The 17445-nt window shown below is 59.6% G+C and carries 14 protein-coding genes; 2 read left to right on the top strand and 12 right to left on the bottom strand.

Annotated elements, in window-relative coordinates:
• Positions 1–9: 9 nt before the first annotated feature.
• The gene (locus T18_RS15530) at positions 10–2226 is read right to left on the bottom strand and encodes a primosomal protein N' (protein WP_038492960.1); all 2217 of its coding nucleotides are present in this window, start codon (positions 2224–2226) and stop codon (positions 10–12) included.
• Positions 2227–2370: 144 nt separating this feature from the next.
• Here T18_RS15530 and T18_RS15525 point away from each other — a divergent pair, with 144 nt between their 5' ends.
• A complete protein-coding gene (locus T18_RS15525) occupies positions 2371–3318 on the top strand; it encodes a tyrosine recombinase XerC (RefSeq protein WP_038492346.1) in 948 nt (315 codons plus the stop codon).
• 80 nt (positions 3319–3398) lie between these two features.
• Complete coding sequence (locus tag T18_RS15520) at positions 3399–4493, top strand: TraB/GumN family protein (protein ID WP_038492348.1); 1095 nt, start codon at positions 3399–3401, stop codon at positions 4491–4493.
• Here the strand turns inward: T18_RS15520 and T18_RS15515 are convergent.
• The 11 genes from T18_RS15515 to zapE form a co-directional block, all read right to left on the bottom strand.
• Positions 4477–4965 carry a DUF2867 domain-containing protein gene (locus T18_RS15515; protein WP_038492351.1) on the bottom strand — a complete coding sequence of 163 codons (489 nt, stop codon included), beginning with the start codon at positions 4963–4965 and terminating at the stop codon, positions 4477–4479. The two genes, T18_RS15520 and T18_RS15515, sit on opposite strands and share 17 nt — an antisense overlap.
• Positions 4966–5131: 166 nt before the next feature.
• Complete coding sequence (locus tag T18_RS15510; RefSeq protein WP_013636883.1) at positions 5132–5632, bottom strand: cytochrome b; 501 nt, start codon at positions 5630–5632, stop codon at positions 5132–5134.
• 112 nt (positions 5633–5744) lie between these two features.
• Positions 5745–7151, bottom strand: coding sequence for a dihydrolipoyl dehydrogenase (gene lpdA / locus T18_RS15505; protein WP_038492354.1), 1407 nt, complete (start codon positions 7149–7151; stop codon positions 5745–5747).
• Positions 7152–7215: 64 nt separating this feature from the next.
• Entirely contained in the window at positions 7216–7860 is a 645-nt protein-coding gene (locus tag T18_RS15500) for a LysE family translocator (RefSeq protein WP_003516732.1), read from the bottom strand.
• 14 nt (positions 7861–7874) lie between these two features.
• Positions 7875–8288: an MAPEG family protein gene (locus T18_RS15495; protein ID WP_013636885.1), complete on the bottom strand. Its 414-nt coding sequence runs from the start codon at positions 8286–8288 to the stop codon at positions 7875–7877.
• A gap of 68 nt (positions 8289–8356) precedes the next feature.
• Entirely contained in the window at positions 8357–9589 is a 1233-nt protein-coding gene (gene odhB, locus T18_RS15490; RefSeq protein ID WP_019566052.1) for a 2-oxoglutarate dehydrogenase complex dihydrolipoyllysine-residue succinyltransferase, read from the bottom strand.
• Between the two features lie 53 nt (positions 9590–9642).
• Positions 9643–12639 (bottom strand): 2-oxoglutarate dehydrogenase E1 component, encoded by a 2997-nt coding sequence (locus tag T18_RS15485; RefSeq protein WP_003516728.1) that lies wholly within the window; start codon positions 12637–12639, stop codon positions 9643–9645.
• 176 nt (positions 12640–12815) lie between these two features.
• Positions 12816–13718, bottom strand: coding sequence for a succinate--CoA ligase subunit alpha (gene sucD / locus T18_RS15480; RefSeq protein WP_003516727.1), 903 nt, complete (start codon positions 13716–13718; stop codon positions 12816–12818).
• 17 nt (positions 13719–13735) lie between these two features.
• Positions 13736–14929, bottom strand: coding sequence for an ADP-forming succinate--CoA ligase subunit beta (sucC, locus tag T18_RS15475; RefSeq protein ID WP_003516725.1), 1194 nt, complete (start codon positions 14927–14929; stop codon positions 13736–13738).
• A 131-nt stretch (positions 14930–15060) separates the two neighbouring features.
• A complete protein-coding gene (gene mdh, locus T18_RS15470) occupies positions 15061–16023 on the bottom strand; it encodes a malate dehydrogenase (RefSeq protein WP_003516723.1) in 963 nt (320 codons plus the stop codon).
• 176 nt (positions 16024–16199) lie between these two features.
• Entirely contained in the window at positions 16200–17363 is a 1164-nt protein-coding gene (gene zapE / locus T18_RS15465) for a cell division protein ZapE (protein WP_013636887.1), read from the bottom strand.
• Positions 17364–17445 lie beyond the last annotated feature (82 nt).

Below are 17445 nucleotides of genomic sequence, written 5' to 3'. Positions count from 1 at the left end.
TGATAAAGTTCAAAGGAAACTTTGCGGATCGATATCGAGCTGCACATGCACGCTGCCCCGTTCCTTCGGGCCATTGGCCAGAAGCGTTCGAAGGAAGGATTGCATGTCGGAATTGCGCCGCCCATGCACCAGCAGGCGAAAACGGTGCCGGCCACGGATAAGCGCCAGCGGCGCTTCCGCCGGGCCGAGCAGCATGATGCCCGTAACCTGCGGTGCTGCTGCCCTTAAACCCCGCGCATGGGTTTCGGCCTCCGCACGCGTATCGGCGGAAACGATGATTGAGGCAAGCCGTCCGAAAGGCGGAAGAACGGCTTTTTCCCGCTCCACGATCTCCCTTTCGTAAAAGGCAGATGCATCGCCGGACACGATTGCCTGCATGACAGGGTGTTGCGGCTGGTAGGTTTGCAACAGGCCGTGGCTTTTCAGCCCGGTTCGCCCGGCGCGACCGGTCACCTGCGAGAGCAGCTGGAACGTTCGCTCCGCTGCGCGCGGATCGCCATTGGCAAGCCCGAGATCGGCGTCGACAATACCGACAAGCGTCATAAGGGGGAAGTTGTGCCCCTTGGCAACCAGCTGCGTGCCGATGACGATGTCCGCCTCTCCCTTGACGATCGCCTCCAGCTCCAGACGCAGCCGCTTGACGCCCATCAGGTCAGAGGAGAGCACGATGGTGCGGGCCTCGGGAAAGTGTTTCTCCACCTCCTCGGCGATCCGCTCTACCCCCGGCCCGCAGGCCACCAGATGATCGACGGTGCCGCATTCCGGGCAATGGTCCGGCGTCGGCTCGTTGTGACCGCACTGGTGGCATTGCAGTTGATTGCGGAACCGGTGCTCCACCAGCCAGCTCGAACATTGCGGGCACTGGAAACGGTGACCGCAGACCCGGCAGAGCGTCAGCGGCGCGTAACCGCGACGATTGAGAAAGAGCAGGGACTGCTCGCCCTTTTCGATGGTTTTGCCGATGCCGCGCAGGAGAACCGGCGAAAGAAACCCTCCCCTTTCCGGCGGATGGCGACGCATATCGATCAGATGCAGATCGGGCATCGCCGCATCGCCGAAGCGCGTATGCAGATGGATGGTGTTATAGCGGCCAGAACTGCCGTTGACCTGGCTTTCCACTGACGGCGTGGCGGAGACCAGCACCACCGGGAAATCCCCGATCCGGGCTCTGACGACCGCCATGTCGCGGGCATTGTAAAAGACGCGGTCTTCCTGCTTGTAGGCCGGGTCATGCTCCTCATCGACGATGATGAGGCCGAGATTGTCGAAGGGAAGGAACAGCGCCGAGCGCGCGCCGGCCACCACCTTCACCTCACCCGTCACCGCCTGTCGCCAGACCTTTTCGCGCATGCGCGGCGACAGGTCAGAATGCCATTCCGCCGGCTTGGCGCCGAAGCGGTCGTGAAAGCGATCCAGGAAGGCCGCCGTCAGCGCGATTTCCGGCAACAGGATGAGGACCTGCTTGCCTTGTCGCAGCGTTTCCGCCACCGCCTCGAAATAGACCTCGGTTTTGCCGGAGCCGGTCACACCATCAATCAGTGAAACATGGAAACCACCCTTGCGCACATCCTCGAGAATTTCCGATGCCGCCTGTTTCTGCGGGCCTTCCAGTCGCGGCTCGGCATAGTCAGGATCAGGCTCGGCCACAACGGGCGGCGCGGGCAGAAAAACCGTCTCGAATACGCCCTGCTTGACCAGACCATCGACAACGCTGGTAGAAACGCCGGCGGCATGGGCAAGGCCACTCTTCGTCCAGCCATGGCCCTCGGCCGCCAGCTCCATCACTCTCTCGCGGGCGGGAGTAAGCCGCTCCGGCCTGCCTTCGGTCAGCCGCAGCCCCTCGATCATGGGTTCGGGATCGAAGGCGGCGGGCGCGCGTAGGGCCATGCGCGCCACAAGGCCGGGCGGAGAAAGCGTGTAGGCGGCAACCCAGTCGATGAAGCGCCGCATTTCCGCTTTCAGCGGCGGGCACTCGAAACTCTTGGTGATGGGCCGCAGCTTTTTCGGATCGACGCTCTTCTCTCCTGCATCGTCCCACACCACGCCGAAGACCTGCCGTGGTCCAAGCGGCACCTGAACGATGGAGCCGGTCTCCACCACCATATCGTCAGGCACGGCATAACTGTAGGGTCCCGGCGCCGGCATCGGCACGAGAACGGGCACCGTGCGCGTGAGCACCGGCGGGTCGAACAGAGCCCCAAACAGATCGGACGAATCTTTTGCCATGATGTGGCGAACATGCTCCGGCGGAATGAAAAAGGAAACCGCCCGGATGTAATGGCTGACCCCGGTAAAGTCCACGCCAGATGCAAAGCCCAGGCGCAAGCCTTAACCAAATACTGACCATAAGGGCATAGCGTTGGGAGAGGAATGGAGCGCCCCGTGACCGAAATTCTGACTTTTGCCACACCCGATCTCTTGAACGAGCGCCAATCCTGGCTTGCCGCGATTGCCGGTGAACGCCGCCTTGCGGACAATACCGTCGAGGCCTACGAGCGCGACACTCGCCAGTTTTTGACATTCCTCACCGGTTACATCGGCAAGCCAACTTCAATCGCCGATATCGCCGATCTGCGCCCGGTCGATCTTCGCGCCTTTCTGGCCAGTCGTCGCAGGGAAGGCGCCGGCGCACGCTCGCTGGGGCGGCATCTGGCGGGCCTGCGTTCCTTTCTCCACTATCTGCAAAAGAAAGGTCTGGTGAATGCGGCCGGGGCCACCGCCATGCGCTCGCCGAAACAGCCGAAATCTCTGCCGAAACCGCTGACGGACCGGCAGGCGCTGAAAATAACCACCACCGAGGCGCAATTGAATGAAGAGCCATGGATTGCCGCCCGTAACGCTGCGGTTCTCTCGCTTCTTTATGGCTGCGGTCTTCGCATCTCCGAGGCGCTCGGGCTGGCTCCAGCCGACTTCACGCCCGACGCCCGCAGCCTTCGCATCACCGGCAAAGGCAACAAGACCCGGATGGTGCCTTTGCTGGCAGTGGTAACGGAAGCGGTTGAGGCCTACAAAAAGCTCTGCCCCTATCATCTGGCTGCCGACCAGCCGCTATTCCTCGGCGCGCGCGGCGGCAAGCTGCAACCTGCCATCATCCAGCGCGAGATGCAGAAGTTGCGTGGCGCTTTCGGCCTGCCGGAAAACGCCACACCGCATGCGCTGCGCCACTCCTTCGCCACCCATCTGCTGGCCGGCGGCGGCGACCTGCGCACCATTCAGGAACTACTCGGCCATGCCAGCCTCTCCACCACGCAGATCTATACCGGCGTCGATACCGCAAGATTGCTGGAAATCTACGATAATGCCCACCCGCGCGCATGAAGCAGGAAATGCTTAACCATAGTCATTAATCAGACGTCCAAGCCGCCGTTCTATAAGTGGACTAGAACCGGATGGTACCTATGCAAAGCCTGATAAAGCCACAAAATCTCACCGCCACCCTGATGGGCAAGACCGGCGACACCCTGCTCTGGTTGCTCGCCGCGCTGCACGTCACTGCTGTCGCAATCCTCTTCGCAACGTTGCTCTCGTTGGGTGAGGCGCAAGCCGCCGAACAGGAGATAAGCTGCACGGGCAGCGATATTCTCGTGGAGATGCGCAAGAGCGACCCGCAGGGCTTCGCGAAGATCGAACAGGAAGCGGCAGCTATCCCGAACGGCAAGGGCAACTTCTGGCGCATCCAAAAAGCTGGAACGGCGCCGTCCTTTCTTCTCGGCACCATGCATGTCACCGATCCACGTGTTCTTGGCATGCCAGCCGCCGCAACACCCGCGTTTGAAAAAGCCGCGACGGTCATCGTGGAATCGGACGAAATCGTCGATGACAAGAAAATTGCCGCATCGCTGCTGACAAGACCCGACCTCACCATGTTTCTGGACGGCAAGTCGATCACCGACATCCTGTCACCCGAAAATGTCGCACGCCTTGAAAAGGGTCTTAAGGAGCGCGGCATTCCGCTGAGTGCCGTTTCGCGCATGAAGCCATGGATGCTGTCGAGTTTCGTCGCCCTTCCCGCCTGCGAATTTGCCCGCAAGGCCACTGGCCTGTCTTTCCTGGATAAGAAGCTCGCTGAAGATGCGGTCGCGGACGGAAAGCATCTTGTCGGGCTGGAGACCATGGTGGAGCAGCTTGCGGCCATGTCTGAGCTGCCAATGGAATTTCATCTGCAGGCGCTGATCGAAACGCTCGAATTGGGCGACCGCATGGACGACATCATGACGACCATGACCGATCTTTATGTCAGCGGTGATATCGGCATGACCATGCCCATGCTGAAGAGCATCGATCCCAAGAAAGCGTCTGAAGATGACCAGGGCTACGCCGCCTTCGAGCAACGCATCATCACCGATCGCAACCACGTCATGGCGGAGCGATCGGCCCCTGAGCTTGCCAAAGGCAATGTCTTCATGGCCGTCGGCGCTTTGCACCTGCCGGGCGAAGAAGGCGTAATTGAACTCCTGCGTGCGCAGGGCTTTACCCTCACACGGGTCGACTGATCCACTCGTCTCCGGCCTTGACGGGGCGGACATTGGCGCAAAACGGCCGCATCGTCGCCGGCACGATGCGACGATGAAACGGCCCGACGACGAAAAGATAGAGACGCCCGAACAGGTTCTTGCGCCGGACGATAGTCGTGACCTTCACGATCTGCCGACCAGGCTCCTGTTCCACATCGACGACGATACGGAAATCGAGATGGTTGTCGTCGAAGCCGAGCACGGTCCGGTCCGCAGTAGACGACAGCACGGGAAATCCGCCCGCCGAAGTACCCGCCGCCAGCTCGACCGTTCTGAGACCGAAAAGCGATACGAGACGGTTTCGAAGCGCCATAAGGCCACTGATCCATGCCGGAGGATGATCGAGGAGAAGTCTGCTCACATCGAGTGAACTCGATGCGGCCGTCACCATCTCTCCTTCAAAGCAATCCCGCCAGTCCGCGCCCGGCAATATGTCTTCGCTATCCCGCATCCCATAACCTCATTGCCGCCTTGTGTGGCGAGGCTCATCATCACTATTTCCGATCATCGGGGAACGTGACAAACCGCCGCTAATGGCAATTCGAGCGGGTTTAGCTTCAGAAAATACGAAGAGACAGAGAGATAGAGCGTTTTCGCTTTTGGAAAAGCGTCGTGCTTTAGCCGTGCGTCATACGCTTCAAAACATTGGTGCGCCAGTAGAACTGGTGAACCAGAACTGCGGCGACGTGGCCGGCGATCAACACCCACATAAGCCCCTTGAACGGCCCGGAATGCAATTCTCCTGCTACTCGCGCGCCGAAATAATAGGCCGCAATGCCCGACAATGGCAGGGCAAAAAACAGCGCGTAAAAGGTGAAATGCGCGACCTTCGCGGCGATTTGAGAAGCGCGCGGTTCATTGGCGGGATGCGGCGGCACCCCCTGGAAAAACCGCAGACAGAGGCGCAGAACCGCAAGGGACAGGACGGCAAAGCCGACATACGCGTGAATATTGGCCGAGGAGATCTGGTCCGGCGTCAGCGTTTCACCCCGCCGCATCAACCGATACGCATGGGCCATGCCATCTGGAAACAGAAGGTTGAAAAAGATCAGAAGCGCCATCGTCCAGTGAAGGATACGCTGCGGAACGGAGAAGGAAACTTGAGTGGAGGACGCCATTTTATTGCCTTTTATCAAAAGGTTAGACAGGCTATGGCGCAACTATGCTGAACCCCGGCCTGCATTGCAAGCCGGGGTTCGCTTTATGGCTGAAATTTAATATTGGCTACAATCACATATGGATCGGCTTGAAGAAAGTCGCCAGCGCCGCTTCCTTCACCGCTTCCGACATGGTCGGATGCGCATGGCAGGTGCGGCCGAGATCTTCCGAGGAGCCACCGAATTCCATCAGCACGGTGATCTCGTGGATCATTTCGCCAGCGCCGAAACCAACGATATGGCCGCCGAGAACCCGGTCGGTTTCCTTGTCAGCGAGGATCTTCACGAACCCATCAGTCACCTGCATGGCGCGGGCGCGACCATTGGCGGTGAAGGGGAACTTGCCAACCTTGTAGGCGACACCAGCGGCCTTTAGTTCTTCTTCCGTCTTGCCAACGGAAGCGACTTCCGGCTGCGTATAGACCACGGCCGGAATGACATCGTAGTTCACATGGCCGCGCTGGCCGGCGAGAATTTCCGCAAGAGCGACGCCCTCGTCTTCCGCCTTATGTGCCAACATCGGGCCCTTCACCACGTCGCCGATGGCGTAGATGCCATCCACATTGGTCTTGAAGTGGCCGTCGATTTCGACACGGCCGCGGCTGTCGAGCACGACACCGGCTTCCGCAAGGCCGAGACCCTCGGTGTAGGGCTTGCGACCGGTGGAGATCAGCACAACGTTGGCTTCCAGCGTTTCAGCCGCGCCACCCTTGACCGGCTCGAACACCACGTTTGCGCCAGTGCCAGTTTTTTCAACGCCCGTCACCTTGGCACCGAGCTTGAAATCGAGACCCTGCTTGGCGAGCAGACGCTGAGCCTGCTTGGAGACTTCGCTGTCCATGCCGCCGAGAATGGTGTCGAGATATTCGACGACGGTGACCTTCGCGCCAAGACGCGACCAGACCGAACCAAGCTCGAGGCCGATGACACCGCCGCCCACCACGATGAGCTTTTCCGGAACCTTGGAGAGCGCAATCGCGCCGGTGGAGGAAACGATGACGCTTTCATCGATATCCACCTGGACGCCGGGAATACCAGCAACATCAGAACCGGTGGCGATGACGATGTTCTTGGCTTCGATTTCCTGGCTCTCGCCCTTGTCATTGGTGACGGAGACCTTGCCGGCGGATACAACCTTGCCTGTGCCCTGGAAGGCATCGATCTTGTTCTTCTTGAACAGGAAGGCAACGCCGTCGACATTGGCTTTCACCACGCTGTCCTTGTGCCCCATCATCTTCTCGAGGTTCAGCTTCGGAGCGGCGACTTCGATACCAAGCGTATCAACGCCATGGGCCACATGCGCGAAGGTTTCGGAAGCGTGCAGCAATGCCTTGGAAGGAATGCAGCCGACATTGAGGCAGGTGCCGCCATAGGTCGCGCGCTTTTCGATCACTGCGACCTTCAAGCCAAGCTGTGCCGCCTTGACCGCGCAAACATAACCGCCGGGACCCGTACCGATTACAACTACATCATATGCCATGTTTGTGTTCCTGATTGATTGCGGGCAGGATTTTGAACCGCCCTGCTTCCGTTTGACCTGAAACTCAGGCCGCTTTTTCCGTTGCGAGTTTTATACCGAGAGCGATGAAGACCACGCCACTGGTGCGGTCGATCCATTGGCTGGCGCGCTGAAAAGCTGCGCGCATGCGAGGCGTCGTCATGAACAGGCTGACGCCGACGAACCACAGGATAAGGCAGCTTGCCATGACGAGCCCATATCCGAACTTGATGCCAACAGGCGTATGCGCGTGAACCACCGTCGAAAAGATCGACAGGAAGAAAAACACCGGTTTGGGGTTAAGCGCGTTGGCGGCAAAACCGAGCGTGAAGGCCTTCAATGCAGTCTGGCCGCTTCTGGCCCGAACGCCATCTTCGCCTTCCGCAGCCGGCAATTCGGTCTTGCCGGCGCGCAGCGCCTTGATGCCGATATAGATCAGGTAGGCGACACCCAACCACTTGACGATGTTGAAGAGATAGATCGACTGGGAAATGATGAGACCAAGTCCAAGAATCGTATAGGTGACGTGGAACATCAGGGATGTGCCAACACCGAAGCTGGTGATGATGGCCTGCTTGCGCCCATGCACCATGGCCTGACGCATGACCATCGCCAGATCCGCGCCGGGAGAAACGATCGCGAAAAAGAAGATCGCCATCAGGGATGCAAGTTCGATCAGATACTGATGCATGGGAAAATCAACCTCTAAAACATCAACACGAAAAGCATCAGCCCGAGACCGAGCATCGAACCGAGCCAGACCAGCGAGCGGATATAGGGCACACCAGCGAGATAAAGTGGAATATAGACCACCCGGCAGATCAGCCAGATCAAAGCGCCGGTGAAGGCCAGCCCGGACGGATCGCCGGCCATGATGACACCGAAGGCGAGCGCAATGAAAGCGGGATAGGTCTCGCGAAAATTCGCCGAGGCACGCGCGGCGCGTCCGGCAACCCTGCCCTGCGGCTTCTTTTCAGCATCCCGCGGACCGGCATTCCAGTCCAGCCCGAATTCCCGCGTTGCCGTCATTCCCTGCAGCGCAATGTGGGCGGCCAGCAGCAGGACGCTGAGCCCGATCAGCGGCAAAAAGGGTGACGCGGCAAGAAATGTCGGCTGCACTTTCGCTCTCCTGATGGCATTTCAGCGGGATCGACTTGAAACCCCGCTGAAACGAAAAGCAAGACCGATCAGAGATCGAGAACCAGACGTTCCGGATCTTCGAGGCTTTCCTTGACGCGAACGAGGAAGGTCACGGCTTCCTTGCCGTCAACGATACGGTGATCGTAGGAGAGCGCAAGATACATCATCGGACGGATGACGACCTGACCACCGATGGCGACCGGACGCTCCTGGATCTTGTGCATGCCGAGGATGCCCGACTGCGGCGCATTGAGGATCGGCGAGGACATCAGCGAGCCGTAGACGCCGCCATTGGTGATGGTGAAGGTGCCGCCCTGCATGTCGGCCATGCCGAGCGAACCGTCGCGCGCTGCCTTGGCGAGACGGCCTAGTTCCTTTTCGACACCAGCGATGGAGAGCTGGTCGGCATCGCGAATGACCGGAACGACGAGACCCTTGTCGGTGCCGACAGCCATGCCGACGTGACAATAGTTCTTGTAGATGATGTCCGTGCCGTCGATTTCAGCGTTGACGGCGGGCAGTTCCTTCAGCGCGTGGGTCACGGCCTTGGTGAAGAAGCCCATGAAGCCCAGCTTGACGCCGTGCTTCTTCTCGAAAACGTCCTTGTAGCGGTTGCGCAGATCCATGACGGCGCTCATGTCCACCTCGTTATAGGTGGTCAGCATGGCGGCCGTGTTCTGTGCATCCTTGAGGCGACGTGCGATCGTCTGGCGCAGGCGGGTCATCTTGACGCGCTCTTCGCGAACCTGATCCTGCTCGGCCGAAACCGGACGGGGAGCAGCAGCAGCGACCGGAGCGGCGGCAGGTGCCGAAACACCCTTGGCAACAGCGGCGAGAACGTCGCCCTTCAGAACCTGGCCACGCTTGCCCGAACCGTCGACCTGATCGGCGGAAAGGTTGTTTTCAGCGAGCAGCTTGCCGGCGGCAGGTGCCGGCGGCATGGCGCTGCCAGCCGGAGCGGCGGCCACGGCTGCGGCTGGTGCCGGTGCAGCAGCAGGCGCAGCAGGCTTTGCCGCGGGAGCAGAAGTTGCAGCGCCGGCAGCACCTTCGGCGATCTGGCCGAGAAGGGCGTCGAGACCGACGGTTTCGCCGTTCTGCACGACGATTTCGGTCAGCACGCCGGAGGCGGGCGCCGGAACTTCGACGGTAACCTTGTCGGTTTCGAGTTCAACGAGAGGTTCGTCGGCCTTGACGGTATCGCCGACCTTCTTGAACCAGGTGCCGACGGTCGCTTCGCTGACGGATTCGCCGAGGGTTGGTACGCGGATTTCAGTGGCCATGATCTAGTTCCGTTATTCGGGTGTCTTTTTTGCGGGGCGATGCGGGAGAGTTCTCACTCTCCCAGCGCGTCTTCCAGGAACGCAGCAAGCTGCGCCAGATGCTTGGACATCAGGCCGGTCGCCGGAGAGGCGGCAGCCGGACGGCCCGTGTAACGGACCTTCTGGTACTTGGCGTCGATATGCGCCAGAACCCATTCAAGGTAAGGATCGATGAACGACCACGCACCCATGTTCTTCGGCTCTTCCTGGCACCAGACCATTTCCGCGTTACGGAAACGGGAAAGCTCGTTGATGAGCGCCTTGGCCGGGAACGGATAGAGCTGTTCGACACGCAGCAGGTAGATGTCGTCAATACCGCGCTTTTCACGCTCCTCGAGCAGATCGTAATAGACCTTGCCCGTGCACATGACGACGCGGCGGATCTTCGAATCCTTCTGCAGCTTGATCGGACCATCCTTGATGACCTCCGCATCGTCCCACAGGAGACGGTGGAAGGAGGATTCGCCTGCAAGCTCCGCAAGCGACGAGGTGGCGCGCTTGTGACGCAGCAGGGACTTCGGCGTCATCAGGATGAGCGGCTTGCGGAAGTCACGCTTCATCTGGCGGCGCAGGATATGGAAGTAGTTAGCCGGCGTCGTAACGTTGGCAACCTGCATGTTGTCCTCGGCGCACATCTGCAACCAGCGTTCCAGACGGGCGGACGAATGTTCCGGACCCTGACCTTCATAACCATGCGGAAGGAGGCAGACGAGACCGGACATGCGCAGCCACTTGCGTTCACCCGAAGAGATAAACTGGTCGAACACCACCTGGGCGCCGTTGGCGAAGTCGCCGAACTGGGCTTCCCAGAGCGTCAGTGCATTCGGGCGGGCAAGCGAATAGCCATATTCGAAACCGAGAACCGCTTCTTCCGAAAGCATCGAGTTGATGACTTCGTAACGGGCCTGCGTCGGCGAAAGATTGGCAAGCGGGATGTAACGCTCTTCTGTCTCCTGATCATAGAGAACCGAGTGGCGCTGCGAGAAGGTGCCGCGTTCGCAATCCTGACCGGACAGACGGATCTTGTGGCCGTCTACGACCAGCGAACCGAAGGCCAGAGCCTCAGCCATCGCCCAGTCCAGCCCCTCGCCAGTCTCGACCATCTGAGCACGGTTTTCCATGAAGCGCTGGATTGTGCGGTGTGCGCTGAAGCCTTCCGGAATGGTCGACAGCTTCTTGCCGATTTCCTTCAGCTGCTTCATCGGCACGCCGGTCTTGCCACGACGCTGCTCATCGGCATTGTCGGCGGCGCGCAGACCGGACCACTGACCATCCAGCCAGTCGGCCTTGTTCGGCTTGTAGGACTGGCCTGCCTCGAACTCCTGCTCGAGATGGGCGCGCCAATCGGCCTTGATCTTCTCGAAATCGCCTTCGGTGATCAGGCCTTCCGCAATCAGGCGGTCGGCATAGATGCGGGCGACAGTCTTGTGGCCACGGATGACCTTGTACATCTTCGGCTGCGTGAACGCAGGCTCGTCGCCTTCGTTATGGCCGAAGCGACGGTAACAGAACATGTCGATGACGACAGGCTTGTGGAACTTCATGCGGTATTCGGTTGCAACCTTTGCCGCATAAACCACCGCTTCCGGATCATCACCGTTAACGTGGAAGATCGGCGCCTCGATCATCTTGGCAACGTCGGACGGATAGGGCGACGAGCGCGAGAAGGCCGGGTTCGTCGTGAAGCCGATCTGGTTGTTGATGATGAAGTGCATGGTACCGGCAACGCGGTGACCGCGCAGGCCGGAGAGGCCGAGAATTTCGGCTACCACGCCCTGACCCGCAAAAGCGGCATCGCCGTGCAACAGGAGCGGCAGCACCTTGGCGCGTTCCGACAGCGGAATGATGTCACCGTCCCATGTCTTGGCAAGCTGGTCCTGCTTGGCGCGGGCCTTGCCCATGACGACAGGGTTGACGATTTCAAGGTGCGACGGGTTGGCCGTCAGCGAGAGGTGAACCTTGTTGCCGTCGAATTCGCGGTCTGAGGAGGCACCGAGATGGTACTTCACGTCACCGGAACCTTCGACGTCATCAGGCTTGAACGAACCGCCCTTGAACTCGTGGAACACGGCGCGGTGCGGCTTGCCCATCACGTTGGTCAGAACGTTCAGGCGGCCGCGGTGAGCCATGCCGAGCACGACTTCTTCCAGACCGTCCTGGCCGCCGCGCTTGATGATCTGCTCAAGTGCCGGGATCAGCGATTCACCACCATCGAGGCCGAAACGCTTCGTACCCTTGAAACGCACGTCGAGGAACTGCTCGTAGCCTTCGGCTTCGACGAGCTTGGACAGAATCGCCTTCTTGCCTTCCGGCGTGAAGTCCACACCCTTGTCGGGACCTTCGATGCGTTCCTGGATCCAGCCCTTTTCTTCCGGGTTGGACATATGCATGAATTCGACGCCGAGCGTCGAGCAATAGGTGCGCTCGAGAATGTCGACCATTTCGCGCACGGTCGCGTATTCGAGACCGAGGACGTTATCGATGAAAATCTTGCGGTCGTAGTCGCTTTCCTCGAAGCCATAGGACTTCGGCGAAAGCTCGTTATAGTCCTCAACGGCGCTGGCGATGCCGAGCGGGTCGAGCTTGGCGTGCAGATGGCCACGCATGCGGTAGGCGCGGATCATCATGATGGCGCGGACGCTGTCACGGGTCGCCTGAAGCACTTCGGCCGGGCTGACGGCCTTGCCGGTATCGGCGCTCTTGGCCTCGGCCTTCGCCTGAACCTTCTTCTCGATGGCCTTCTCGACCGTAGCCCAGTTGCCATCAAGCGCGGATACCAGGTCGCCGTTTGCCGGGATCGGCCAGTTGGCGCGCTTCCAGGAGGCGCCCTTGGCTGCCTTCTTCACGTCTTCCGGATTGTCGGACAACGCCTTGAAGAAGCTCTGCCACTCCGGCGACACGGAAGAGGGATCCTCTTCGTACCGGGCATAGAGCTGCTCGATATAGGCTGCATTCGCGCCGTCCAGAAACGACGTGATCTGAAACTGCTCGTTCGCTTCTTGCCTTGCCATTGTGTTCTTGCGGACTTGTCCGTCCGCCTCCTCGATGCCGTTAGGGCCGTTTATCGGCCTGCCGCTTGATTATTGCTGTCTGCCGCCGGGGCGGTATGCCGTCTGTCTGTCGTTCTTTGCGGCTTCGGGCAGCGTGGCGTTAGAGCCGCACCGCCCGTTACCGGTCTCATGTGGTCTCAGCCCTTGAGGACTTCAACCAGCGTCTTGCCGAGGCGCGCCGGGGAAGGCGATACCTTGATGCCTGCAGCTTCCATCGCTGCGATCTTCGATTCCGCATCGCCCTTGCCGCCGGAAACGACAGCGCCGGCGTGGCCCATGGTGCGGCCCTTCGGAGCCGTACGGCCCGCGATAAAGCCAGCCATCGGCTTCTTGCGGCCCTTCTTGGCTTCGTCGATCAGGAACTGTGCCGCATCTTCTTCAGCCGAACCGCCGATTTCGCCGATCATGATGATCGACTGCGTGGCTTCGTCGGCCAGGAACATTTCCAGCACGTCGATGAACTCGGTGCCCTTGACCGGGTCGCCGCCGATGCCGACAGCCGTCGTCTGGCCGAGGCCTTCGTTGGATGTCTGGAATACGGCTTCATAGGTCAGCGTGCCGGAGCGCGAAACGATACCGACCGAACCCTTGCGGAAGATCGAGCCCGGCATGATGCCGATCTTGCATTCTTCAGGCGTCATGATGCCCGGGCAGTTGGGACCGAGCAGGCGCGAGTTCGAACGGTCGAGGCGAGCCTTGACGCGCACCATGTCCATCACCGGAATACCTTCGGTGATGCAGGTGATGAAGGGGATCTCAGCCTCGATGGCTTCGATGATGGCGTCGGCTGCACCTGCCGGCGGAACATAGATCACGGATGCGTCTGCGCCGGTCTTTTCCTTGGCTTCTGCAACCGTTGCGAAGATCGGCAGGCTTTCGCCCTTGGAGCCGGTCCAGGTTTCGCCACCCTTCTTCGGGTGAATACCACCAACCATCTGCGTGCCGTAATAAGCAAGCGCCTGTTCGGTGTGGAAGGTACCGGTCTTGCCGGTCAGACCCTGAACGAGGATCTTGGTGTCTTTATTAACAAGAATAGACATTATTTCCGGTCCCTCAATTAGCCGTTGATCGCCGCGACGATCTTCTTGGCTGCGTCGTCCAGGTCGTCAGCAGCCGTAATCGCAAGGCCCGATTCGTTCAGGAGCTTCTTGCCAAGTTCGACGTTGGTGCCTTCGAGGCGAACAACGAGCGGAACCTGCAAACCGACTTCCTTCACCGCGGCGATAACACCTTCGGCGATGACGTCGCACTTCATGATGCCGCCGAAGATGTTGACGAGGATACCCTCGACCTTCGGGTCAGCCGTGATAATCTTGAAAGCTGCAGCAACCTTCTCCTTGCCGGCGCCGCCGCCGACGTCACAGAAGTTTGCCGGCTCCTTGCCGTAAAGCTTGATGATGTCCATCGTCGCCATGGCGAGACCGGCACCATTGACCATGCAGCCGATGTTCCCATCGAGCGCAACGTAAGCGAGGTCCCACTTGGAGGCTTCGATTTCCTTAGCGTCTTCTTCGGTCTCGTCGCGCAGCGCCTTGACGTCGTCGTGGCGGAACAGCGCGTTGCCGTCGAAGGACATCTTGGCATCGAGAACGCGCAGATGACCGTTTTCCATGACGATCAGCGGGTTAACCTCGAGGAGAGCCATGTCCTTCTCGTTGAAGGCCTTGTAGAGGATCGGGAACAGCGCCTTGGCGTCTTCCGCAGCAACACCCTCAAGCTCGAGCGCCTTGGAGATCGCAGCAACGTCAGCGTCGCTCACACCCTTTTCCGGGTCGATGGCGATGGTGTGGATCTTCTCGGGCGTGTCGTGGGCAACAGCTTCGATATCCATGCCGCCTTCGGTGGAAACCACGAAAGCAACGCGACCGACCGAGCGATCAACCAGCAGCGAGCAGTAAAGCTCGCGAGCGATATCCGCACCGTCTTCGATGTAAAGGCGGTTGACCTGCTTGCCGGCATCGCCCGTCTGCGCCGTTACCAGCGTGTTGCCGAGCATATCCTTCGAGTGGGAAACGACTTCTTCGATCGTCTTTGCGAGACGAACGCCACCCTTGGCGTCGGGGCCGAGTTCCTTGAACTTGCCCTTGCCGCGGCCGCCAGCGTGAATCTGGCTCTTGACGACGTAGAGCGGGCCGGGAAGCTGCTTTGCGGCGGCTTCGGCTTCTTCGACCTTGAGGATGGCGACGCCTTCAGCGACCGGCGCACCATAGCCCTTCAGAAGAGCCTTGGCCTGATATTCGTGAATATTCATGGAATAATCCCTGTTTGGAGCCGCTTGAAGCGCCCTGCATCCTTATCTGACGCAGGGCGCTTCAAGCTGTTGAATCTACGCATCGTGCCTTGCAAAAATCCAATCCGGTTTTGCGCCGATGCGTCAGGCTATTACTTCAGCGACGGAGCGATGTTGATGCAGGCTTCGCAAAGACCGGCAACAGCGCCGACGGACTTCTGGAAGGCGGCTTCTTCATCCTTGTTCAGCTCGATCTCGATGATGCGCTCGATACCACCGGCGCCGATGATGGTGGGCACGCCGACATACATATCGTCCACGCCGTACTGGCCCGACAGATGGGCAGCGGCGGGCAGAACGCGCTTCTTGTCCTTGAGGTAGGATTCAGCCATTTCGATCGCCGAAGCGGCGGGCGCGTAATAGGCCGAGCCGGTCTTCAGCAGGCCGACGATTTCCGCACCGCCGTCGCGGGTGCGCTGGATGATCTCTTCGAGACGCTCGGCGGTGAGCCAGCCCATCTTGACGAGATCGGTCAGCGGAATGCCGCCAACGGTGGAGTAACGCGCCAAAGGCACCATCGTATCGCCGTGGCCGCCGAGAACGAATGCTGTTACGTCCTGAACCGAAACGTTGAACTCTTCGGCGAGGAACAGGCGGAAGCGAGCGCTGTCGAGAACGCCGGCCATGCCGACGACCTTGTTCTTCGGAAGACCGGAAAACTTCTGAAGCGCCCAGACCATGGCGTCCAGCGGGTTGGTGATGCAGATGACGAAAGCGTTCGGGGCATATTTCTTGATGCCGGCGCCGACCTGCTCCATGACCTTGAGATTGATGCCGAGAAGATCGTCGCGGCTCATGCCGGGCTTGCGGGCGACGCCTGCGGTGACGATGCAGACATCAGCGCCTTCGATGGCAGCGTAGTCGGACGCGCCAGTGAGCTTGGCATTGAAACCTTCAACCGGTCCGGACTGGGCAATATCCAGACCTTTGCCCTGCGGGATGCCGTCGGCAATATCGAAGAGGACGATATCGCCCAGTTCCTTCAGGCTGGCGAGATGCGCCAGCGTGCCGCCGATCATGCCAGAACCAATAAGTGCAATCTTTTTGCGAGCCATCGAATGCTTCCTCTAGAGCTTCAATTCAATTTCACCACGCCACCGGCAGCCAAATTGTCGCACTTCGATTAGCCCCATTGACCAAAATTGGCAACAGATTCTTTTGGCATGAATATTTTCAATCGTTTAGATCAATATTTTCTTACGTAAACGTAAGAGAATGCGTCACGAAAGTGTCAAACTTTCTGCCGTTTTTCATGGTGGAGCACCAGATAATCTGCACTGCGCATCTCAAACAGGCGCGAGGCGGTGCGATCGAACTCGAAACCTTCGGTGCCCTTGCGCTTGCCGAGCAGGTCCTCGGGCATGGCCGCAGCGGAGGCGAAGAGGCGGACGCTGTGATCGTACAGCGCGTCTATGAGAATGATAAAACGCTTGGTTTCGTTCCGTTTGTCGGCATTGAGAAACGGGATGTGGTCGATGAAGACTGTATCGAAACGATTGGCTATCGCGAGAAAATCAGAAGCGCCGAGCGGCTTTTCGCAAAGGTCGGAGAAGGAAAAGCGGGCCACACGGCCGCTGGCGCGCGGCACCAGAATGGAGCGGCCCTTCATCGGTATTTCGGTTGGCGCGACAAGATGGCCACCGGTCATGTGCCGCCAGGCCATATCCATCGCCTGATCCGCCGCACCGTCGAGTGGCGTGACATAGACCGGCAGGCTTTCCAGCTTTTCCATGCGGTAATCGGTGGGACTGTCCAGCGTTACCACTTCCACATGCTTCTTCAGCAAATCGACAAAGGGCAGAAACAGACCGCGATTAAGCCCGTCCTTGTAAAGATTGTCGGGCACAACATTGGACGTTGTTACCAGTGTGCAGCCATTGGCAAAAAGCTCGCTGAACAGCCGGGCGAGGATCATCGCATCGGCAATATCCGTGACGGTGAACTCATCGAAGCAAAGAAGCTCCGCTTCCGCCAGAAGCTGGGCTGCCACAGGAGGAATGGGATCGGCCTGCTTGGTTTCGCCATTCTTGAGCTTCTGCCGATGCGCGTGCACGCGATTATGGACATCAGCCATGAATTCGTGAAAATGGCAGCGCCGTTTGGAAGAGACGGGCGCCATCTCGTAGAACATGTCCATCAGCATCGTCTTGCCGCGGCCAACGCTGCCATGGACATACAGTCCCTTGACGAAGGCGGCCGGGCCAGCCTTGCGAGCAAACATCCAGCCGAGTGCGCTTTTTTTCCTGGCGGGTTTGCGCGCTTTCAAATCGGCAAGGATACGGTCGAGGTGGGCCGCAACGCCGCGTTGTGCGGCATCCGCCTGCAAGGTGCCAGCTGCCGTCAATGCGTTGAGCTGTTCAACGACACTATGGTTGTAGTCAGGCAATGGCTTCATGGAAAAGCGCCCCGGTCGCGGACGGACGCCCGCGACGAATGGAATGGCTTGAAACAGGCGAGGCGATCCGGATGCACCGGAG

This window comes from Rhizobium sp. TBD182, assembly GCF_001950375.1.
GTDB lineage: Bacteria > Pseudomonadota > Alphaproteobacteria > Rhizobiales > Rhizobiaceae > Agrobacterium > Agrobacterium tumefaciens.
Note: the sequence above shows the minus strand (reverse complement) of the source record. Positions and strands in the feature narration are given on the sequence as shown.